This window comes from Planococcus notacanthi, assembly GCF_030407825.1.
GTDB classification, from domain to species: Bacteria; Bacillota; Bacilli; order Bacillales_A; family Planococcaceae; genus Planococcus; species Planococcus notacanthi.
In genome coordinates, this window is the sequence record NZ_JASDCQ010000001.1 from 774943 (window position 1) to 797276 (window position 22334).

The window sequence follows — 22334 nt, forward strand, 5'->3', positions numbered from 1 at the left end:
AGATATATAAGAAAAAAAGGCCAAAATAGTTCAACGTGTATGAAGTTGAGCTGAAAATCATTATTTAGGTAAACTCAAATACTGGTGTACATACGATAAATTCATCTTGGTATGGCCATCAAAGTATTCCATATTGCTAGAAATGCAGCTTCAACAATAATTAGAAGGCCAATTTCCTTAACCAAGCCTATAAAGCAATTTTCTTTTCTCTGCTTTTTCATCTCATAATCGACCTCTTATTCTTAAGGATTTTTTAAGTAGAGTTTCCAAACTTTTTTTAAAAAAAGAAAACAAAAAACCTCCCGATTAAGAGAAGTCAATTATCATCAAGCACATGAATTTTTTCATTAATAAATTCAGCTGCTTCGTCAATGGAGGTAAAGTGCTTTGTTATTTCCTGTTCATTGGAAGTGATTTCAAGAATGAATGTTTCTTGAATGCAGATAACTGTTAGCGTCTCATCGCTTCCTTTAACTGCAAAGGTATGAGTGATGTTGGAGTTGTTGAAATTACAAATGATCTGCAACAGTTCTTTGATGTTTTCTAACTTCATGAAAATCAGGCTCTTCCTTTTCAGACGTAGTTTTAGACGGAGGAAATGAATCTCGTTGCCCGGGTCCACTTCTTGGTATGCCCAATACTGAGCAAAAGAAAACCCCTGAAAAAATCAGGAGCTGACTGGAAGTAGGTTAGCACTAAGATAGTTGTCGATAAACAAAGCAGTCTCGTCCATAGATGCATTTTTCCACAATTGATTTGTTGCAGCATCGGTAACAGAAAACATTTGAATTGCTGCTATGAATTGAACTGATAAGCTTCTTGTTTTGTCCTCAGAAGCAAAAGTCTGAGTGATATTAACCGATGAATAGTCGTGCATCGTTTGTAGAAAACTTTTGATGCTATTGAGTCTCAAATAGACCACGCCTTTCCTAATGGAAAGTGACTAAGAAAAGTCTTAAGAATCCATAAAATCATACAAGTAACTATAACACAGGATGGAAACTTACGTCCTTGATGTTCAATGCTGTTGTTGTATTGCTTTGGATTACCATTCCTATTTTATTTCTGAGCAGCTACCGTGTTTTTTGAAAAAGAAACGCGTACAGGCTTCTGGAGTTGTGCGGAAGTTCAATACAATGCAGAAAACAAAATTTGGATAGGCCATATATCTAACAAACGTGCACAATTGACGAGCGCCGCTATAAATTTGAATCCATGCAGGCCGGCAGTGATAGAAAAAGTCCGAAATCGAAAAACTAAATTGCGATGATGACGAAGGTCCAATCTGATCATGGTCGATAGGTCGGTCGCTGAGAGTAATTATCCTGAAAGAAGTCGATCCTCATTTCAAGGATTTTTTGTTCGGCTAAAATCAAAATTTTCAGTTCCTGGTAGGTGGTTGCGGCAACTCGAAAAGAATCCAGATTAAATCTCGAGACTTCACGGCATAAAAGCCTGGTTTTCTTATTAAGAAAACTCAGGTGAGTCTACAAAAAAAACCTCCAAAACCCCACACTATGAAATCCCAAGCCATCTGGGTTACACTAAAGATATAATCCAAATGAAATGAGGCGAAAGCATGAACGCATATGATGAGTACATGAAAGGCATAGTTGTGCCTATGCGCCAGGAATTGACGGGTGCAGGATTTAAAGAGTTACTGACGGCAGAAGAGGTAAACGAACACATGAGCAGTTCTGAAGGAACAAGTCTTGTTGTGATCAACTCGGTTTGTGGTTGTGCAGCAGGATTGGCGCGTCCAGCGGTTCTGGAAGCATTGAATACGGCAGAAGCGAAACCGGATCACTTGGTGACGGTATTTGCCGGACAGGATAAGGAAGCAACTGCGCAAATGCGCAATTATTTCGAGGAAGTTCCTCCGTCATCTCCGTCGATTGCGGTGCTGAAAGACGGCCAATTGGCATATTTCATTCCGCGTGAACAGATTGAGGGTTATCCAATGGAACAGATCCGCGACCATTTGGCGCAGGTTCTTGAACAGGTGGCTGCCCAGTGAAGACGGTAGTCACAACCGCGTACCGGCCGACCACAGCCACGCTGGAGTGGGCCGAACGTGTTTCGGCAGACCTTTCGCTTTTGCAGGTCCCGCGCAATAAACGTTCCATCGACAGAATGCATGCGGATGAAAAAGCGGATCTTGTGGTCTGTTTGAAGGAGCGGCTCGAGTTTTACCCGAGAGGTAAAAGCGAGCCGTTCTTTTTTCATCCGAATTCGGCAGCGTTCCGGACAAAGCGTCCGCTTGAACAGGATCCGTTGATCGACGTATCCGGCCTTCAGAGTGGTGATTCTTTTTTGGATTGCACTTTGGGCCTGGCGTCTGATTCAATTGTGGCTTCCCAGCGTGTCGGAGAGGAAGGTAAGGTGTATGGCTGCGAAAGCCATCCAATCTTCGCTTACGTCGTTCGGCAAGGGCTCGGGCAATACAATGGTGTGCCGCATCTGGATGAGGCGATGAAGCGGATCGAGGTGATTTCTTCTGATGCTGTATCGTTCTTGCAGACGCTTGACTCTGACTCCATTGATGTGATTTACATGGACCCGATGTTCACAGAGGAAATTACGGAAGCGTCCAACTTCACCCCATTGCGTGGACCGGCTGACCAAGGGCAGTTGACGGAACAATGGCTCACAGAAGCAAAGCGTGTAGCGCGTAAATCCGTTGTGCTGAAAGCACATTTCCGTTCGGAGGATTTTGAACGCTTCGGCTTTACCCGTCGCGTACGACCCAATACGAAATTCCATTACGGCGTCATCCTGTGCCAAACACAAAAATAAGCAACAAAAAAACTTCCTGGCTTTCAGGAAGTTTTTTTGTTGCTTATTAATCCGTAATTGAAAGTGAAGTCAAGTATATAAGCATGAATAGAAGACCTAATCCGATCAATAATGATGCATCCACAAAAATTCCTCCTTTTCAAAAAAACAAGGCATTGTATATAACTTTATTGTACAATGAATCTCAAGAAGATGAAACCTTTACACAGGAAATTCGTATAAATAAGCAAACGCGTTACTAAAATGTTCATAAATGAAAAGGTGATGTTGATGAAAAATTGGTGGAAAAAGTCGCTGATGATTACAGTTGCCGTATTGACATTGGGCGCAATCTCCCCGAACCACTTGATCTGGGAGTCCCTTTTGGACGAAAAAGGCCAACCGAAATCACATGCAGCGCAAAGCGATAACAAACAATATGTCTATGATTGGATTGACCCGAGCGAATTTTACGATACCGGCGACTCCTTCATCCACTCCGTGCACCAGTCTGCCGAAGAACAGTCCTACATAAAATTTGGTTCACGCATTGGGCCAGTCATTCAGGGTGAATTCCAAACATCTGTGCTGCCGAACATCCAACGGGCCATCGATCTTCATTTGGCGAACTTGGACTCAGGCAAACTGAAAAAATTGGCGATTTCCGAAAAACCGTCAGGCGATTACTCCGAAAAGATTTTCCATGTCTACGATACCGAAACCAATAAAGACGAAATCCGTTTCCATGTAAGAACCGAGAAAAAACCGCAAGTCGGCTATTCCTTCAATTTTCATTATCATTTGGCCGAGGATAACTTCCAAAAACACATAACTTTGGGCGACATTTACTGGTCTAAAAATACTCCGCCGAAATGGCTTTCCTAAACCGTTCACTTTGTGACGGTTTTTTGTATGTCCAAAACCAATGATGTGGACGAATAAGCTATTACTGGTAAAATCCCATAAAAATAATGCCCACTGCGTCGGCTTTTCTTTTATTATTCATATCTTTATAATAGGAGACCAAAAAGTATAAGCTTCTTTTATGAACATTTAATGAAGCTGCGGCGCGTCCAAGGGCTAGGCGGAGCGATAAGACGGATGATCTTTCCGGCTTATCGTGTGAGCCATGCCCAAAGCGTCCGAAGCGGTTTCTGAAACAATGATTGTGATGTATAACTTATCTTTCTAAAATCTTTATAAACACTAAGAGTATTGTTATGATTAGACTTAACAACGGAGGCGATTTACATGAAGCAATATTTAGATTTATGCGAACATATTTTACATAACGGAGCACAAAAAGAAGATCGGACCGGAACCGGCACGTTGAGTGTTTTCGGTCATCAGATGAGATTTGATTTAAATGAAGGATTCCCATTAATGACTACAAAGAAAACAGCATTCCGCTTGATAGTCTCGGAGCTTCTTTGGTTCATCAAAGGCGACACCAATGTTCGGGCGTTGCTTGAAGACAATAACCACATTTGGGACGAGTGGGCGTTTGCGCAATGGGTGGCAAGCGATGAATACGCCGGCCCCGATATGACCGACTTCGGCCGCCGTGCCCAAAAAGACCCTGAGTTTGCAGAACTGTATAAGATCGAGATGCAGGGCTTTCAGCGTAAAGTAATCGAAAATCCAGTGTTTGCAGGAAAATACGGCGACTTAGGTCCGGTTTACGGCAAGCAATGGAGATCGTGGGCCACCACAGAAGGAGGCACCATTGACCAATTGAAGAACGTCATCGAATCCATCAAGAAAAACCCGGATTCCCGCCGTCACCTGGTCACTGCCTGGAACCCGGAATTCATTGATGACATGGCTTTGCCGCCATGCCACATCATGTTCCAATTTTACGTAGCCGACGGCAAATTGTCTTGCCAGCTGTATCAGCGAAGTGCAGATGTCTTTTTAGGCGTACCATTCAATATTGCATCCTATGCCTTACTGACGCATCTCATTGCGCGGGAATGCAATTTAGAAGTCGGTGACTTTGTCCATACAACAGGCGACACGCATCTGTACTCTAACCACTTGGAACAAGTGAAGGAACAGCTGACGCGCGAACCAAAACCGCTGCCGACTTTAAAAATCAATGAAGAAGTCGAATCGATTTTCGACCTGACCTTATCGGACATTACAATAGAAGGCTACGATCCACACCCACGGATCAAAGCGCCGGTTGCTGTATAACGAGTTATGCAAATAAACTAATTTGCGCTAGCTTCGTCGCAAAGACACTGGCTGAACTTACTCGGGCAAGACGCTCGAGTAGATTCCTCTTTCCTTTCTGCTCCCTAAGAAGTCTGCGCTGTTTTGCTTCATATCTTAATGGGCAAGCAGTAATTAGAACTTTCATTTATTAGCAAGGATCTGACTATTAGAAGAAAGAGCGGAAGGGGGCGACTCCTGCGGGAACAGCACGAGATGGAGCCACTGGACTGAGCAAAGCGAGGGAAGCGGCAGAAGCCGTGCCCGCGGAAAGCGTCCGCCTGGAGCGATTTCTTCAACAACTACTAAAGTTCAACACCCGCCAAGCGCGGTTTAGGAGGAAAAATAAATGATTTCATTGATGGTAGCGCATGATCCGAACCGGGTCATCGGAATAGATAACGAATTGCCTTGGCATATCCCGGCCGATTTGGCTTATTTTAAAGAACACACGATTGGAAAAGGCATCGTCATGGGCCGCAACACGTTCGAATCCATTGGCAGACCGCTTCCAAAACGCCGCAACATCGTGGTGACACGCAGCGACGATTACCAGGCAGAAGGAGTGGACGTGGTCCATAACCTGCAGGATGCCGTGAAATTGGCAAGAGAAACGCATGAAGAAGTGATGATCATCGGAGGCGAGCAGATTTTCAACTCGATTTTGGATGAAGCAGACCGCCTGTATATCACATTGGTCCATCAGGAATTTGAAGGCGATACCTACTTCCCTGAATACGGCCGTGAATGGAAACTCGTTTCCGAGTCGGAACAACAAATTTCGAATGATGTGCCTTTTTCGTACCAGGTGTACGAACGACGCAAAAAGAAAAAGAGCTATGCTTAATTCCATTCGCACATTCTCGTTTCTTTTCGGCTATTTGCCTCTCAGTACAGTGAATTTGAAGAAATTCATCAAGCAGAAGCCGCAGTTGAGTGTACAGGAATACGATCAATTGATTCACACAGAACCTCAAAAGTGGGCAACGGGCATCATGAAACGGACACAGAGCAACGTTACGATTACAGGATTGGAAAAGTTGCCTGAAGGGCCTGTCCTGTTTGTCAGCAATCACGAAGGAAATTTCGACATTCCGGTCCTGCTGTCAAAGATTCCGAAGCCCTTCGGTTTTATTTCCAAAAAAGAAGTCAAGAAACTGCCGATCATCCCTTTGTATATGGAACAGATGAATTGTGTCTTTTTGGATCGCACCGATCGCCGGAGCGCCTTAAAATCAATCACCGATACCGTGGGGAAGCTGAAGGAAGGCCACTCGATTTTGATTTTTCCTGAAGGCACCAGAAGCAAAGGTGAAGGGATGGGCGAATTCAAGTCCGGCTTTATGCGTATCGCGAAAGATTCCGGTGTACCGATTCAGCCGATTGCGATTCTCGGAACTTCCGAGATCATGGAGAAAAACAACAATAAAGTGTTGCCGGCAGATGTAGCAGTACAGCTTCTGGACCCTATTCCAGCTGACGTCATCGAACAGTTGAATGCAAAAGAAGCAATCCATCTGGTTCGATCAAAAATTGAAGAAGCCATTGCCGGGCTGTCTCGTCAAACAACCAATAAATGACGGCAAATAGAACTGCGCAAGACATCCTATCAGTTGTGTAAGGCCCGGCAATTCCTTAAACTAAGTGAATAAGAAGGAAGTGATTTCATGTCAAAGATTCATATCGTCACGGATTCGACCGCTGATCTAAAACCAGAGGTCATTGAAAAATATAATTTGCATGTGGTCCCGCTGACCATCCAAATCGGGGGCAAAACCTATTTGGACCGCGTTGACCTTGAACCGGAATCTTTCCTCGAATTGATGAAGAATTCCGATGAAATGCCAAAAAGCTCACAGCCGGCTCCGGGTGTATTCAAAGAGCTATACGATAAATTGGGAGAAGATGGCGACCAGATTCTGTCCATCCATATGACTGGGGGGATGAGCGGTACAGTGGAGTCGGCAAAAACAGCGGCACAGCTGACCGACTCGGATGTGACCGTAATCGATTCGCGTTACATTTCTCATGCGTTGACATTCCAGGTATTCGAGGCTGCCGATATGGCAAAAGCCGGCAGGTCAATGGAAGAGATTGTGGAGCGGATAGAAAAAATCCGTCTGAATACAAAATTATTCGTAGTCGTTGATACTCTTGATAATCTCGTCAAAGGGGGACGCATCGGTAAAGGGCGTGCCTTGCTCGGTTCATTGATGAAGATCAAACCGATTGCTTCATTGGACGATGGTTCTTATACACCGGTGGCGAAAGTCAGAAGCCACAAACAGGTGGTCGAGTATCTATTCAACGATTTTAAAGAGCGGACTGCCGGGAAAATCGTAAAAGGTGTCGGGCTTGCCCACGCTGGTGGACTTGCCATGGCTGAACCGTTGCGTGAAAAAATTAAAGAAACGGGTTTTACGGATATTAAATTCGATTTTACAACACCGGTCATCTCGACCCATACAGGAGTCGGAGCCATTGGTTTTATGTACTACACGGATTAAAGAAAGCTGTAAGGCCATTTTCAAAAAGGAGAGACGAATTTGAAGCGCATCCTGTTGATTATCGTCGTTTTGTCTTTAGTTATAGTAGCGGGATGCAGTCCAACTTTTATCTTCAATAACGAAGAAGCGGAACCGCGCAACGAACCGTCTATCGGCCGGTATACGGTACCGCCGAATTTCATCCCCCAGGCATTGGTCATCACTGCACTTGGGGATTCCTTGTCTCAAGGTGTGGGAGATGAAGAAAATCTGGGTGGCTACACGGGAAGAGTAGCCGCTGAAATCCGGACATGGCCGGGCGTTGAAGGAGTCGCAGTTGAAAATACGGCAAAACGTGGACGCCGCAGCGACCAATTGCTGGCGATGTTCCAGCAGGGAGAACTGACCGGCCCGGTAGCCGAAGCGGATTACCTGTCTCTGACCATCGGCGGCAATGATGTGATGCGGATCGTCAAACGCGATTTGTTTTCACTGAATATGCAAGCTTTTGAAGATGAACTCATTTTGTATGAAAACCGGTTTGAAAATATCTTTACCGCTATCCGCAGCATCAACCCGACTGTTCCCATCATTGTCATGGGTATCTATAACCCTTTCTCGCTCATAACGGATGAAGTGGAGGAATTCGATCAAATTATCGCTTCCTATAACGAGGCCATGCAGGAAAGCGCTGAAGCGGATCCACAGGCCTGTTTTGTGCCTGTCAGTGATTTGTTTGAAGGGAATAAAAATCTGGTTTACCATACTGATTTCTTTCATCCGAACAGCAAAGGCTATGATTTGATGAGTGAGCGCATCCTGGAACGGATGGAAGAATGCGGGTTGAGCTACAAAGAGTAAGGGGTAATGAAAATGAAAAAATGGCGTTTTGCGTTTTTTATTTTGCTGGCAGTGAATGTACTGGCGCTGGTGGGCGTTGTTCTCTATATGACGACGCCTCCGAAGGACTATACGTCCTATCAGGCATTGAAAAATGCACCGGCAGCCGGCAATACGGTAGTCGTCAATACGACAAAAGCTGACTTTGAAGGAATTGCCAACACATATATACAGGATGCGATGAAAGACCAGCCGATTCCGTTGGCGTTGTCCGTTAACGACGATGTCAGCTTATCGACGGAGTTGACTATTTTTTCGGTGACATTGCCGATTTTGATGAAATTCGAGCCGCTTGTTCAAGAAGATGGCAATTTATTGCTCGAACAGAAATCTGTGGAAGTCGGTATGCTGGATATTCCGCCTGAATCTGCGTTAAAGTTGCTAAGAGACTCAGTTGAACTTCCGGATTTCATGGAAGTGATGCCTGCTGAAGAGGAAGTGCTGCTGAAGCTGACGGAAATTCCGTTGGATGACGGCATCTCGGTCCGGGCGGCATCGTTCAACCTGCAAGAGGATGATATCCGCTTGTTGGTGACAATTGAACCATAAGGAACGGAGTGAGCACATGAAGACAGAAAAAGCGACATTTGCAGGGGGCTGTTTTTGGTGTATGGTCAAGCCCTTTGATTCATTGGACGGCATTGAAGAAGTAGTGAGTGGCTATACGGGCGGCGAATTGCCGAATCCGACGTATGAACAAGTATGCTCCAACGCAACCGGACATGTGGAAGCCGTACAAATTACGTTCCAGCCGGACATTTTCCCATATGAAAAGTTATTGGAAGTGTTCTGGACGCAAATTGATCCGACAGATGCAGGCGGCCAATTTTTTGACCGCGGCGAATCCTACCAAACAGCGATTTTCTATCATTCTGAAGAACAGCGGATCGCTGCAGAAAAATCCAAGCAGGAGCTGGACAATTCAGGCAGATTCGAAAAACCTGTAGCCACGCCTATTTTGGAAGCGAAACCGTTTTATTTGGCAGAAGCATACCATCAGGATTATTATAAGAAAAACCCTGCCCATTACAACCGTTATTCAGTTGGTTCGGGTCGGACAGCGTTTATTGAAAAGAACTGGGGTGGACAAGCATGAAAGATGAACTAAAAGCGAAATTAACACCGATGCAATATCATGTAACCCAGGAAAGCGGCACCGAGCCTCCTTTCCAGGGAGAATACGACCAGCATTTCGAAGACGGCATCTACGTGGATATCGTTTCCGGCAAACCGCTGTTCAGCTCTAAAGACAAGTTTGACGCCCATTGCGGTTGGCCGAGTTTTGCTAAGCCGCTTGAAGACACAGAAGTGAAAGAAAACCTGGATACCAGCCATGGCATGAGAAGAACGGAAGTTCGTTCAGCTACAGCTGATTCACATTTGGGCCACTTGTTCCCGGATGGCCCTTCGTCTCTTGGCGGATTGCGCTACTGCATCAACTCTGCAGCTCTCCGTTTTGTTCCGAAAGAACAATTGGATGCTGAAGGCTTATCCGAATACAAGAAACTGTTTGAATAACGGGTTGCCCGGACAACTGTCCGGGTTTTTTTTGCCCTAAATAAGGAAGGAGACCTTCATGGACCGTTCATTCTATCAATTTGCATTAAAATACCGCGGAAAACTGGTGGCTGATGATTTTTCGCGTTTTGCGGAGTCGATGTTCTTGGATCATTCGTTTCCTAAGAATTCCAGAGACTTTGACCACTTGTCAAAGTACATTGAAGAAAAAGCGCATCCGGTCATGAAAGCATCCACCTTCGATGAAATGTGGGAAGAATATACAGCGAGTTAAGGCTCGTCATTGCACTATAAGGAAAAAAACAGTATGATTAAATCGACTATATTAAAGTGAGGTTTTTTAGATGAGTGTTCATATTAACGCAAAAAAAGGCGATATTGCCGATACGATTTTACTGCCGGGTGACCCGCTTCGCGCAAAATACATAGCGGAAACGTTTTTGGAAGATGTGACTTTATACAATGAAGTCCGTAATATGTTCGGATATACAGGAACATACAAAGGCAAACGCATCTCTGTTCAAGGAACAGGAATGGGTGTACCATCGATTTCAATCTACGTGACTGAATTGATGCAGGAATATGACGTACAGAAATTGATCCGCGTTGGTACATGTGGGTCTATCCATAAAGACGTTAAAGTACGCGACGTTATTTTGGCTCAAAGTGCCTCAACTGACTCAAAAATGAACGAAATCATTTTCAAAGGCGTCAACTATGCACCAACAGCAAATTTCGATCTATTGCTGAAAGCATATAATGCAGGTCAGGAAAAAGGATTGAACTTACGTGTCGGGAACGTCTTTACTGAAGATGTTTTCTACAACGAATTTGCAGAACATGAAAAATGGGCTCAATACGGTGTACTTGCACTAGAAATGGAATCTTCAGCTCTTTATACATTGGCAGCGAAATTCGGCCGCCAGGCGCTATCGATCCTGACAGTGAGCGATCACTTGTTGACAGGTGAAGTGACAACTTCTGAGGAACGCCAAACAACGTTCAACGACATGATCGTTGTCGCGTTGGATGCTGCAATTCAGGAGTAGTATATAAGAAAAGCGCAAGCGCCCGTTTAGCTCTGACAGGTGTAAGGCGATTTGGCGAAGCGGCATGTTTTCAGCCGCACAGCCAGAGCGACTTACATCCCGAAGAGCTGGGCGTCTGGAGTCTGGACAAAGAAAAGCGCAAGCGCCTTTATAAAAGGAAAAAGACTGTCTTGACAGTCTTTTTCTTTACATTTCCTCCAGTTCTAAAGGCAATTATGAAAGTGGTGAAATATAGATGGATGAAAAACGTCCGGGGGAAGAGCAGGAACAAATTCCGCCAACAGAGGAATCGCCGTCACACGTTATTAAAATGAAGACATTCAGCTTTATTATGCTGGTATTCCTTTTAATCATTGCAACGGCAGGCTTGACCGTTTTTGCGTTGACCTTTGGTGACGATAAAGCCGTAGAAGTCAATTCGCCGGAGCGTCGTGAATTCGACAAGCTCTACACAGCCTATGATGAAATACAGAATAATTATTTCGAAGATGTGGATAGAAATGTCCTGATCAACGGGGCAATCAACGGAATGGTTGATTCGCTTGAAGATCCTTACTCCGATTACATGAATGAAGAAGAAGCTTCACAGTTCCTGGAAGGGATTTCGTCCAGTTTCCAGGGCATTGGTGCAGAAGTACAAGAGCGAGGCGGCTATGTAACAGTCGTATCACCGATTAAAAACTCACCTGCTGAAAAAGCAGGCATTCTGCCGAATGACCAGATTTTAGCGGTTGATGGAGAAAGCATTCAAGGCTTCACTACCACTGAAGCTGTTATGTTGATCCGTGGTGAAAAAGGAACGGAAGTTACATTGACCATTCAACGCGGTGAAAACACAGAGCCGATTGAAATTACAATCGTCCGTGATGAAATACCGATTGAAACCGTTTATGCGGAAATGGTCGGCGATAACGTGGCCCATATCCAAATCACGAGTTTCTCTGAAAATACGTACCAGGAGTTGCTTGATGCCATTGATGAAATGGAAGCTGAAGGAATGGAAGCGGCCGTAATGGACGTTCGCCAGAATCCGGGCGGCTTATTGGATGTAGCGCTTAAAATATCCGATTTGTTTGTTGAAGACGGGAAACCGTTGTTCGAAGTCCAGGCAAAAGGTGCTGAACCTGAAGTTTATATGTCTTCACCGGGTACGAAACTCGAAGTGCCTGTCACTTTATTGATTGATGGCGGCAGCGCCTCGGCATCTGAAATTTTGGCCGGAGCGATGAACGAGTCGGCTGATATCAAATTGGTTGGTGAGAAGACATTCGGCAAAGGAACGGTCCAAACAGCCAATGACCTTCAAGATGGCTCGAACCTGAAATTTACGACGGCTAAATGGCTGACACCTGACGGCAACTGGATTCATGAAAAAGGAATCGAACCGGATGTGAAAGTTGCTTATCCGGCATATGCCTCTCTTCCGGTCCTGGATACTTCTCAGGAGCTAAAAGACGGTGTGATTTCAGAACAAGTGAAAACTGCTGAGCAGATGCTCGAAGCACTTGGCTACGAAGTTGGAGATGTGGATGGTGTATTTGAAGAGCAGATGACGGAAGCTGTTGAAACTTTCCAGGAAGAAAACGAACTGGAAGTGAACGGTATTCTTACTGGAGACAGTACATTTGCGGTGATGGATGCGTTGCGCAAGAAAATCGAAAGCGATGATCCGCAATTGCAGGAAGCCAAAAAGATTCTGATGGAAGAAGCGGGAATTGAAGCTTCTGCAGCAGAAGAAACTGAAGAGTAATTCTCGAGGTCCGCTTAGGCGGGCCTTTTCTTAATCAGTAACCGAAAGGATGAGACGATGAAAGACGTATATTTGTTTAGTGGATTTTTGGGAAGCGGAAAGACGACGCTTTTGAAAGGCATGATCACCCAAATGAAAGATAAAGGACTGAAACCTGCAGTCTTCATGAATGAACTCGGCAAAATGAACATGGATTCCGATTCAGTGGAAGACGGCGTGCCGCTGAAGGAAATTCTCGACGGCTGTATTTGCTGCTCGGGTTCCGAAAAATCAGAAGCGCAGATCCAGACGCTATTGGCAGAAGAAGATTTTGATGTCTTGTTGATTGAAACGACAGGGGCGGCGCACCCGGTGGAAGCGCTTGACGCTATTTTTTCTCCGTTGTTTGCCGACCAATTGAATTTCAAAGGCATCGTTACGGTAGCGGACAGCAAACGCTGGATGGACCGCAACAGCTTGTCGCCGCAGATCCGTTCGCTGTTTTTGGAACAAATCCGCCATGCCGACTTGATTTTGGCCAATAAAATGGATTTATTGACGGATGGCGAACAGGGAACGGTCGTCTACGAAATCCAGTCATTGAATCCGACAGCGCAGATCATTCAGACCGTGCATGCCAAAGTGCCGTTTTCTGCACTGGACAAAATGACGCCTTCAAGATCAGAAGACGTCACCAAAACCCCAGTTTCAAAGTTAAACCTAAACGCCAAAGTGCTGCAGTTTGATGCACCTGTGCAACGGGAGAAATTTGAAGACTGGCTGCGCGCGTTGCCGGATACGGTATTCCGCATCAAAGGCTATGTGCCGTTGGAAGGCGATAAGTATCCGCATGCGTTTCAGTTTGCTTATGGGATGGCCCAATGGCTTCCTGAGTACATCAAGATGCAGAATCAGATTGTTGTGATCGGTGAAGGGTTGGAAGGAGTCGAGCTTCCATGATTGGATCGTACCGGAAACTGTGGCCGCAGCGTACATCTGCTGAAAACATCACGACGCAGGCAGAGCTTGAAAAGTACATCATGATCGAACTCAACGACGAATTGACGCATCCGCGTGTCCGGAAATCCAAACAGCAGAAATTGGAACTGGCGTTGGAACGGATCGGACAGTCGGATCTGTCGGAATCAGAAAAAAACGGCTTGGCTGCTTTATATAAAAACCTGGCCGATGAAAAAGAGTAAAGCTGTTTTGGAAAAGGACAAAACGAAAGCAGGAAGAGAAAATCTTTAATTTTCTCTTCCTGCTTTTTTGATGTGTATTCATAAGGTTCATCGATTTTGAATCATCGGCGACCGGGCGGCGATTTTTTTCTGGATCAACAGCAGACGGATGGACAACGTGATGGCACCTGCTGTGAGGCCGGCAATCAGGCCGATCCAATAACCGAAAGCACCGAAATCAGTGAAATTGGCAAGCAGGTATCCGACAGGCAAGCCGATTACCCAATAAGAGACCAATGCCATAACGAACGTGATGTTGACGTCTTTGTAGCCGCGAAGAGCTCCTTGCACCGGAGCCTGTATGGCATCTGATAATTGGAACAGTGCGGCAAACAACAAGAATTGGACAGCCAGTTCGACAACTACTGGGTCTGAGGAATACAAGGCCGCAATGTCGCTGCGCAAGAAAAACAGAAGACAGGCGGACACGAAACTTAAGGTGACGGCAGTGCCGACGCTCAGCCAACTGTACTGTTTGGCATCATGGAAACGCTTGGCTCCGACTTCGTAGCCAACCAATATGGTGGCGCCCATGGAAATGCTGAGCGGCAGCATATATAACAGGGAAGCAAAATTCAAGGCGATTTGGTGGGCTGCAATGGTGACGGTGCCGTAAACGGCCAGCATGAACGTCACCGCAGAGAAAATACTGGTTTCCACAAAAATTGAAATACCGATCGGGACACCGATGCGGCTGATTTCATTCCAGCGGCTAAAGGATAATTTAGGCCATTTGCGGAAAATGCCATAAGAGTTGAATGGATTTCGTGTATGGATAATCCATATCGCAATCGCTAAAATCAGCCAGTAGGTGATAGCCGATGCCAGTCCGGCACCAGCTCCACCAAGCTCCGAAAAGCCGAACTTGCCGAAAATCAGCAAATAGTTGAAGAAAATATTGATGGGTGCGGACAATAGTGAAATGACCATTGTGACTCGAGTAGCTCCAAGTGCATCGATATACGAACGCAATGCATTGTAGACGAATAACGGGATCAGCCCTATAGACATCGCAAAAATATAGCGGCTCGCCACATCAGCAACAACCGGTTCAAGGTCCATAAATGTCAACAAGTAGTCGAGTCCGAAATAAAAGAAGGCGAAGACGATCACAGCCAGCAGAATGGCCAAATAAATCCCTTGCTGCACGGCTTCTTTTACCTGTTCTTTTTTCTTAGCGCCCATCAATTGTGCTACAATTGGAGTGATGGACATCAGGATTCCTGCAAGCCCGATATAGACGGGCACCCAAAAGGAAGACCCGATGGACACGCCGGCAAGATCTTCTGTACCATAGCGGGCAGTCATGTAAATATCGAAAAAAGTCACCATATACATCGCAATTTGAGTCACGAGAATCGGAAAAACAATTTTCACTAACAATAATAATTTCTCTTTCATGGTTCTGGTTTGGTGCATATTTCTTTCCTCCCGCAATCAACTTCTGTAAATAAAAAAATGAACGATTACATTTAATGCCGATTAAGCATTGTTTGGTTATCGGCATTGATGGCCAATTCAAGAACAAGTTAATCTACCCGATTACAATTTAGCAAATAAAATCCAGTATAGCATAAATGGGTCTTCTAAAAAGCCTTACCTGCTATACCAAATTATATAGATGAGAGTAGGACACGCAATGGACAACAAAACGATTTTATTGACCGGGGGCGGAACAGCAGGACACGTCTCCCTAAACCAGGCATTGATTCCGGAACTGAAGAATTTAGGCTTCAACGTCGAATACATCGGTTCCAAAGATGGGATTGAAAATGAACTCATCCGCGATTCGTTTCCATCAGTTCCCTACCATGCCATTTCCAGCGGCAAGTTAAGACGCTATTTTTCAACGAAAAATTTCTCGGATCCATTCCGTGTGGGTGCAGGCTTGACACAAGCACTCAATATCATCCGCAAAACCAAACCGGTCGCCATTTTTTCAAAAGGCGGATTCGTATCGGTTCCTGTGGTTATGGCAGGCCGCATGATGTCGGTGCCGGTCATCATCCATGAGTCCGATGTGACTCCCGGACTTGCCAATAAATTGGCATTGCCTTTTGCCGACCACATTTTCACGGTCTTTAAAGAAACGTTGGCGCACGTGCCAAGCACTAAATCGACATGTACAGGATCTGTGATCCGCAGTGAATTGATGGAAGGTTCTGCTGAAAAAGGGCAGGAAATCTGCCCATTCAATAATGATTTGCCCGTATTGATGGTTATGGGCGGAAGCCAAGGCTCAGCCATGATCAACTCGGCTGTCCGCAATAACCTGGAGCGACTGCTGGAGCAATTCAACATCATCCATTTGTGCGGAAAAGGCAACAGCATGCCCGAACTGGATGTTCATTTGAATTACCGCCAATTTGAATACGTTACCCATGAATTGCCGCATCTATTGCATATGACCGATTTTGTTGTGTCCCGGGCAGGATCCAATTCCATATTCGAATTCCTGGCATTGAAAAAGCCGATGCTGCTTGTGCCGCTGTCTATCCAAAAAAGCCGCGGCGATCAGATACTGAATGCCAATCTATTCGAAAAACAGGGCTTTGCCCATGTTGTGGAAGAAGAAGAGCTTTCTGCCGACCGTTTTATGGAAGAACTGGAGCGCCTGCAACAAGATAAAGACCAGCTGATCGAAACGATGACACAAACTGAATCTCCAATTACCGCTGCTGAAATGGCCAAATTGGTCACTTCGTACGCTAAATAATCCCCATTACTTTCAAGAGGTGACGAAAATGGAAATGATATTGATAAAAGTTCATGGTTCAATGAATACCTTCTATATGTTTGAAACGGCTGAGCGTGAAGATTTTGCGCAAATAGCTGTCCGGCTGTCGGAATTAGATCCGGAAATCGACGGAATTCTGGTGATTTTGCCTTCTTCTGTTGCGCATGCGAAAATGCGCGTCTTTAATAATGATGGTTCAGAAGCTTCCATGTGCGGCAATGGCCTTCGCTGTGTCGCCCGTTATGTTTGTGAACGCGATGGGGTGCAGGAGGCGGTCGTAGAGACGATGAAAGCTTCACTGCGCGTGAAAAAAGAAGAAACTTTGAACGAAGGCATCGAAACCTATGCCGTGGAAATATCACCCGTTTCTTTTTCATTGAGCAGTCTGCCGATGAAGCTGGCTAACCATACCGAGTGGATAGCGAAACCTTTGCCATTCGTATCAGAAGAGATTCCATTTTCTGCAGTAGCGGTACCTAATCCGCATCTGATCGGCATCGTGCCGCCTGAATTGCAGAAAGATACCAGCCACCAGCAGAAATGGGCGCAGTATTTCAACGGCACCAATGATTATTTTTCTGATGGCGTCAATGTCAGTTACGTAACGCCTATGGATGATGGCATTTTTGTCCGGACCTATGAACGCGGAGTCGGCTTCACCAATGCCTGCGGAACAGCGATGACAGCTTCGGCGCTGATCAGCTGCATGGCAGGCCTGGTGCCGTATGGCGATGTGGCTGTTTACAATCCTGGAGGAATGGTCAAATGTGCGGTGGCTGTCGAAGGAGATGACATCCGCCTTCAATTGACAGGCAATGCGACTTATTTGTCGACAGCCAAATTCGACTGGCAAGGAGCCGGAACTGACAGTCGAATCCTTTCAAGCGAATCTTTAGAAGAACAGCGACGTTATAATGAATTTATTGAAGAGGTATCAACTGTCTCTAAACAATTCGTATGATGGAAAGCGGTGAAACGGATGCCCAACCCTTTTGCAATAGAACAGCTGGATCTGCTCTACAGAAAATCAAAAGATCCGGTCTATTTTATGAAACAGATCGATGAGACGTTTGAGTATGTCTACGTCAATCCGGTATGTTTCAATATTTTCAAGAAAGAATTGGTGGGCACGACGCTGGAAGACAGCATGCCGCCTGAGCTGACAAGGGAGATCAAAAAACAGTACCTGATTGCATTGAAAGCGGGCAAGAACCATATATACCGCGATTACAGTTTATTCAGCGACCGTGAGACCGCGATGGAAACCGAATTGACGCCCATTGATTTCAAAGGGCAGCGATTTGTGCTGGCGGTAACGAAAAATGTAGCAGCGCAGAAGAAAATAGAAGAAGATTATTTATTCTACGAGTCACTGGTTCAAAACTCTGTGGATCCCATGATTATGATATCGGCCGAGTATATGGTCATTGACTTGAATCCGGCTTATGAAAAAGCGTTCGGAGTGAAGAAGGATGAATGGGTCAACCGTTATTACGATGAGCTCTCTGATGACCATAAGGAGCTGTTCAGACCCGGCAAACTTCTGCTGGAACAGTTTAAACCGGGCGCAAAAAGCACTTCGCTGATTATGAAACGACGAAAGCAGGATGGTACGGTAGCGAAGTTTTCAGCCAGCTATTCACCCATCAATGAAAATGGCATCATTCGGGCATTTCATGTCGTATTAAGGGAATTGACCAGTGAACTGCTTTTGAGGAATGAACTCAAAAAAACCGAGAATATTCTGGAGAGCTACAAAGATGCACTTAATTACGCAGCACTTGTCGCGATGTGGAGTGTATCTGGTAACATAGAATTCGTTAATGAAAATTTTAGTGAACTCACAGGATACCAGCCGGAAGAATTGATCGGCGTCAACATCTCTACCATAGGAAAAGCGGTCATATCGACGGAAGAATATGAAAAAATCCGCGCGGTTGTCTGGAAAGGGCAAATTTGGCGCGGGCAGATCCGCAGCCTGAAGAAAAATGGCGTTCTGTTCTGGGTAGATGCCACAATCATTCCGTTGATTGATGTGGAGGGACAAATTTATCAAGTCTTGTCGATTCTTTTTGACGTGACGGAACGCAAACAGCTGGAAGAGCAACTCCGTTATATGGCCTATCATGACGGCTTGACGAAATTGCCGAACCGGCGAATGATGGTACAGCAATTTGAAAAGCTGAAACAAGAAGCGGCTGAAAAAGGAGAATACATTGCCCTTCTGTACATTGATGGAGACGATTTTAAATCCATCAATGACCAATATGGCCATGACGTCGGCGACGATTTCATCTACCATTTCGGCCAGGCGATAAAAAACAGCATCCGCAAAGAAGATTTGGTTGCACGTGTGGGAGGCGATGAATTTCTGGTCGCACTGTTCGGCCTGGCACCGGAAGAAAGCCAAGTGCTGATTGAAAAAGTCATCAGCCGCATCAATCACGCACTTTCAGAAGGCTGGAAAATCAATGGCCATTGGTTCACCCCGACTTCATCGGCCGGCATTTCCATTTTTCCGATGCACGGCAATAATTTTGAAGAATTGGTCAAAAAAGCAGATGCCGCCCTCTACTTAGCGAAAAGCAGCGGAAAAGGGAGTTTCTTCCTGTACTCATCCCTTTAACGGCAAGGTTCGGATGCAAAAAGGAACCTATAAAATGGATAAAAACGATTTAAATCAGACTGTGTGAAAATTTTCACGAAAAGCCTTGTTTTTTATTGGGGAAGTAGTAAGATTGATAGGGAATTTTAAACTTTTCTTGCTAAAACGCCTTCTGCTTTATGTCTAGTGGGATGCGTGATAATATAGACAAGACATATACAAATTAAGTGACTGCCGTCAAACAAATAGTTGGAGGTTTTTTTAATGTCTAGCAATTATTCAGATGCAAAATCCCCATGGAGTTCCATTACTGGTCCTAACTTAGGGTACATAATGGAAATGTATGACCTGTATCAAGAATCACCGGAATTACTTGATCCAGAATACGTTGAGCTTTTCAAACAGTATGGGCCACCTGTTGAAGCAACCACAGGCCAACAAACTGCAGTTGCAGAAACTGTTGAACCTAATAATTTCCAAAAAGTCTTGGCTGCTGTTCAATTGGCTGAAGCAATCCGCGCTCATGGCCATCTGGCATCGGATATCTATCCGCTGAAAGATCAGCCCAAAGATACTTCACGTCTGGAGCCTTCTACATACGGCTTGACTGAACAGGATTTAAAAGAAGTACCGGTATCATTACTTCTGACTAATGCACCAAACGGCATTGCAAACGGTCTGGAAGCGGTTAATTATTTGAAATCGCTTTATACGGATAAAGTCGCTTTTGAATTTTCCCATGTAATCCAGCCGCAGGAACGCAGCTGGCTGCAAGAAAAAATTGAAGCTGGGGAAGTCAAACCCAAGTTGGATGCAGACAAAAAGAAACAAGTCTTGGACTTGTTGACGCGTGTAGAAGGCTTCGAGAAGTTTGTACATCGCACGTTTGTCGGCCAAAAACGCTTTTCTATTGAGGGCGTGGATTCACTTGTTGTGTTGATGGATGAACTGGTCCGACTTTCTGAGTCTGCGGGCACTCAAGACATCATGATCGGAATGGCGCATCGCGGCCGTTTAAATGTGCTTACGCATATCTTGAACAAACCGTATGAAATGATGTTTGCCGGTTTTGCGCATGTTGGAGATGACGCATTCCTTCCAGAAGACGGCTCACTTCAAATCACCAAAGGCTGGTTCGGGGATGTAAAATACCATATGGGCGCAGCCTTTAAATCGGAAAAAGGGACAAGTATCAAACTTGCCTATAATCCCTCACACCTTGAAATCGTCAGCCCGATCGTTGCAGGACAGACACGTGCGGCGCAAGAGCTTACGGATAAACCTGGTGTAGCAGCTATGGATCCTAATAAATCCTACTCGATTCTTGTTCACGGGGATGCGGCATTCCCTGGCCAAGGCATCGTGACTGAAACGTTGAACTTCAGCCGTGTTAAAGGCTACCAGACAGGTGGATCAATCCACATCATCGCCAATAACCTGATCGGCTTTACGACAGAGCAGTTTGATTCAAGATCGACGCATTATTCTTCAGATCCTGCAAAAGGCTATGAAGTTCCTGTTATCCACGTCAATGCAGATGAGCCAGAAGCGGTTGTCGCTGTGGCACGGTTGGCGTTTGAATACCGTGAGAAATTCGGCAAAGACATTCTGATTGATTTGATCGGTTACCGCCGTTATGGCCATAACGAAATGGATGAGCCGTTGGTGACAAACCCAACGATGTACCATGGCATCCACCAGCACGATACAGTCCGTGAAATTTACGGAAAACAGCTGTCAGCAGAAAACGTATTAGCTGAAGACGATGTTAAACAGCTTGATGCAGATATACAGAAAGAAATGCAGGAAGCTTACGATAGAGTCAAAGAAAATAAATCTGCGGATTTCCCGAAAGTCGAGATTCCTGACGGCGTCTTGAATGGCTATCCTGAAGTTCCGACAGGCATCGACAAAGATGTTCTGACGAAGATGAACGAAGAATTGCTGTCTTGGCCAAGTGATTTCTCTGCATTCGGCAAGTTGGCGCGCATTCTGAAACGCCGTGAAGATCCGTTCAACGGCAAAGGCAAGATTGACTGGGCACATGCTGAAACGCTTGCATTCGGTACGATCCTGCAAGAAGGCAATCCGATTCGTTTGACTGGCCAGGATGCGCAGCGCGGAACATTCGCTCATCGCCATCTTGTACTGCATGATGAAAAGAACGGCAATGAACTTGTGCCGTTGCATCACATCTCAGATGCTAAAGCATCGTTTGTCGTCTACAACAGCCCGCTTAGTGAAGCATCTGTACTTGGCTTCGAATATGGCTACAATGTTGAAAACGACAAAGCGCTTGTCATCTGGGAAGCCCAATACGGCGATTTCGCCAACATGGCACAGATGATGTTCGATCAGTTCATTTCAGCGGGACGCGCAAAATGGGGACAAAAATCCGGATTGGTCATGCTATTGCCGCACGGCTATGAAGGACAAGGACCTGAGCACTCGAGTGCCCGCTTGGAAAGACACCTTCAAATGGCTGCTGAAAACAACTGGACGGTTGCAAACCTTTCAAGTGCAGCAAACTATTTCCACATTTTACGCCGTCAGGCTAAAATGCTTGGAGAAGAGTCGATTCGCCCATTAATCATCGTTTCACCGAAATCGTTGCTTCGTCACCCTCTAGTTGGTGCGGATGTAGCTGATTTGACAGAAGGCAACTTCCAGACAATCATCGAACAACCGAACATGGGCAAAGATGCTAAAAAAGTGAAACGCATTCTGTTTGCGAGCGGGAAAATGGCGATTGATTTAGCAGAACGGGTAAAAGATGGAAAAGGCTACGAGTGGGCGCATATTGTCCGCGTCGAGCAGCTGTATCCATTCCCATCCGAAAAAATCAAAGCCATCGTTGACCGTTACCCGAATGCCAAGGAATTGGCTTGGGTACAGGAAGAGCCTCAAAACATGGGTTCATGGACATTTGCGGATCCATACCTGCGTGAAGCGGCAGACGGCAAAGAAGTGAAATATTACGGACGTATTCAGCGCCAAAGCCCTGCAGAAGGCGATGGAGAAGCGCATAAAGTTGAACAAGCACGCATCATTGATGAAGCATTAGCTAAATTGTAAGGATA

At 45.4% G+C, this 22334-nt stretch carries 22 protein-coding genes; 20 read left to right on the plus strand and 2 right to left on the minus strand.

The window, feature by feature from the left end; all coding sequences use genetic code 11:
* Window positions 1-316: 316 nt before the first annotated feature.
* A complete protein-coding gene (locus QMA01_RS03720) occupies window positions 317-553 on the minus strand; it encodes a hypothetical protein (RefSeq protein ID WP_191714337.1) in 237 nt (78 codons plus the stop codon).
* A 1026-nt stretch (window positions 554-1579) separates the two neighbouring features.
* Here QMA01_RS03720 and QMA01_RS03725 point away from each other — a divergent pair.
* The 16 genes from QMA01_RS03725 (at window position 1580) to QMA01_RS03800 (ending at window position 13873) form a co-directional block, all read left to right on the plus strand.
* Window positions 1580-2017: a BrxA/BrxB family bacilliredoxin gene (locus QMA01_RS03725; RefSeq protein WP_203339560.1), complete on the plus strand. Its 438-nt coding sequence runs from the start codon at window positions 1580-1582 to the stop codon at window positions 2015-2017.
* Window positions 2014-2796: a class I SAM-dependent methyltransferase gene (locus QMA01_RS03730; protein ID WP_290185960.1), complete on the plus strand. Its 783-nt coding sequence runs from the start codon at window positions 2014-2016 to the stop codon at window positions 2794-2796. Before QMA01_RS03725 ends, QMA01_RS03730 begins: the two co-directional genes overlap by 4 nt.
* A gap of 270 nt (window positions 2797-3066) precedes the next feature.
* Window positions 3067-3660 carry a YpjP family protein gene (locus QMA01_RS03735; RefSeq protein ID WP_191714340.1) on the plus strand — a complete coding sequence of 198 codons (594 nt, stop codon included), beginning with the start codon at window positions 3067-3069 and terminating at the stop codon, window positions 3658-3660.
* Window positions 3661-4026: 366 nt separating this feature from the next.
* A complete protein-coding gene (locus tag QMA01_RS03740) occupies window positions 4027-4971 on the plus strand; it encodes a thymidylate synthase (protein ID WP_191714341.1) in 945 nt (314 codons plus the stop codon).
* 367 nt (window positions 4972-5338) lie between these two features.
* Entirely contained in the window at window positions 5339-5836 is a 498-nt protein-coding gene (locus QMA01_RS03745) for a dihydrofolate reductase (protein WP_203339564.1), read from the plus strand.
* Complete coding sequence (locus QMA01_RS03750) at window positions 5829-6569, plus strand: lysophospholipid acyltransferase family protein (protein ID WP_290214310.1); 741 nt, start codon at window positions 5829-5831, stop codon at window positions 6567-6569. The genes QMA01_RS03745 and QMA01_RS03750 overlap by 8 nt, the downstream gene beginning before the upstream one ends.
* Before the next feature lie 87 nt (window positions 6570-6656).
* Window positions 6657-7496 (plus strand): DegV family protein, encoded by an 840-nt coding sequence (locus QMA01_RS03755; protein ID WP_191714344.1) that lies wholly within the window; start codon window positions 6657-6659, stop codon window positions 7494-7496.
* 39 nt (window positions 7497-7535) lie between these two features.
* On the plus strand, window positions 7536-8336 hold the full coding sequence (locus tag QMA01_RS03760) for a GDSL-type esterase/lipase family protein (protein WP_191714345.1): 801 nt from the start codon (window positions 7536-7538) through the stop codon (window positions 8334-8336).
* Between the two features lie 12 nt (window positions 8337-8348).
* Window positions 8349-8924, plus strand: a complete 576-nt coding sequence (locus QMA01_RS03765) for a YpmS family protein (RefSeq protein WP_191714346.1) — start codon at window positions 8349-8351, stop codon at window positions 8922-8924.
* Between the two features lie 16 nt (window positions 8925-8940).
* The gene (gene msrA, locus QMA01_RS03770; RefSeq protein ID WP_191714347.1) at window positions 8941-9471 is read left to right on the plus strand and encodes a peptide-methionine (S)-S-oxide reductase MsrA; all 531 of its coding nucleotides are present in this window, start codon (window positions 8941-8943) and stop codon (window positions 9469-9471) included.
* The gene (gene msrB, locus QMA01_RS03775) at window positions 9468-9893 is read left to right on the plus strand and encodes a peptide-methionine (R)-S-oxide reductase MsrB (RefSeq protein WP_290185950.1); all 426 of its coding nucleotides are present in this window, start codon (window positions 9468-9470) and stop codon (window positions 9891-9893) included. The genes msrA and msrB overlap by 4 nt, the downstream gene beginning before the upstream one ends.
* A gap of 58 nt (window positions 9894-9951) precedes the next feature.
* A complete protein-coding gene (locus QMA01_RS03780; RefSeq protein ID WP_203339568.1) occupies window positions 9952-10167 on the plus strand; it encodes a YozE family protein in 216 nt (71 codons plus the stop codon).
* Between the two features lie 70 nt (window positions 10168-10237).
* Window positions 10238-10942 (plus strand): purine-nucleoside phosphorylase, encoded by a 705-nt coding sequence (gene deoD / locus QMA01_RS03785; RefSeq protein ID WP_191714350.1) that lies wholly within the window; start codon window positions 10238-10240, stop codon window positions 10940-10942.
* Between the two features lie 235 nt (window positions 10943-11177).
* Window positions 11178-12692 carry a lmo1851 family serine protease gene (locus QMA01_RS03790; RefSeq protein WP_290214311.1) on the plus strand — a complete coding sequence of 505 codons (1515 nt, stop codon included), beginning with the start codon at window positions 11178-11180 and terminating at the stop codon, window positions 12690-12692.
* A 57-nt stretch (window positions 12693-12749) separates the two neighbouring features.
* Window positions 12750-13631: a CobW family GTP-binding protein gene (locus QMA01_RS03795; protein WP_290214312.1), complete on the plus strand. Its 882-nt coding sequence runs from the start codon at window positions 12750-12752 to the stop codon at window positions 13629-13631.
* Entirely contained in the window at window positions 13628-13873 is a 246-nt protein-coding gene (locus QMA01_RS03800) for a hypothetical protein (protein WP_290214313.1), read from the plus strand. Before QMA01_RS03795 ends, QMA01_RS03800 begins: the two co-directional genes overlap by 4 nt.
* A gap of 87 nt (window positions 13874-13960) precedes the next feature.
* On the opposite strand, the gene QMA01_RS03805 is transcribed toward QMA01_RS03800, so the two are convergent.
* Window positions 13961-15331 carry an MATE family efflux transporter gene (locus QMA01_RS03805; protein ID WP_290214314.1) on the minus strand — a complete coding sequence of 457 codons (1371 nt, stop codon included), beginning with the start codon at window positions 15329-15331 and terminating at the stop codon, window positions 13961-13963.
* A gap of 220 nt (window positions 15332-15551) precedes the next feature.
* On the opposite strand from QMA01_RS03805, the gene QMA01_RS03810 reads away from it, so the two are divergent.
* From QMA01_RS03810 to QMA01_RS03825, 4 genes are all read left to right on the plus strand, one after another.
* Entirely contained in the window at window positions 15552-16628 is a 1077-nt protein-coding gene (locus QMA01_RS03810; RefSeq protein ID WP_191714355.1) for an undecaprenyldiphospho-muramoylpentapeptide beta-N-acetylglucosaminyltransferase, read from the plus strand.
* A gap of 28 nt (window positions 16629-16656) precedes the next feature.
* Window positions 16657-17610, plus strand: coding sequence for a diaminopimelate epimerase (gene dapF / locus QMA01_RS03815; RefSeq protein WP_290214315.1), 954 nt, complete (start codon window positions 16657-16659; stop codon window positions 17608-17610).
* An 18-nt stretch (window positions 17611-17628) separates the two neighbouring features.
* A complete protein-coding gene (locus tag QMA01_RS03820) occupies window positions 17629-19275 on the plus strand; it encodes a sensor domain-containing diguanylate cyclase (RefSeq protein WP_290214316.1) in 1647 nt (548 codons plus the stop codon).
* 243 nt (window positions 19276-19518) lie between these two features.
* Window positions 19519-22329 (plus strand): 2-oxoglutarate dehydrogenase E1 component, encoded by a 2811-nt coding sequence (locus tag QMA01_RS03825; protein ID WP_290185939.1) that lies wholly within the window; start codon window positions 19519-19521, stop codon window positions 22327-22329.
* Window positions 22330-22334: the final 5 nt, after the last annotated feature.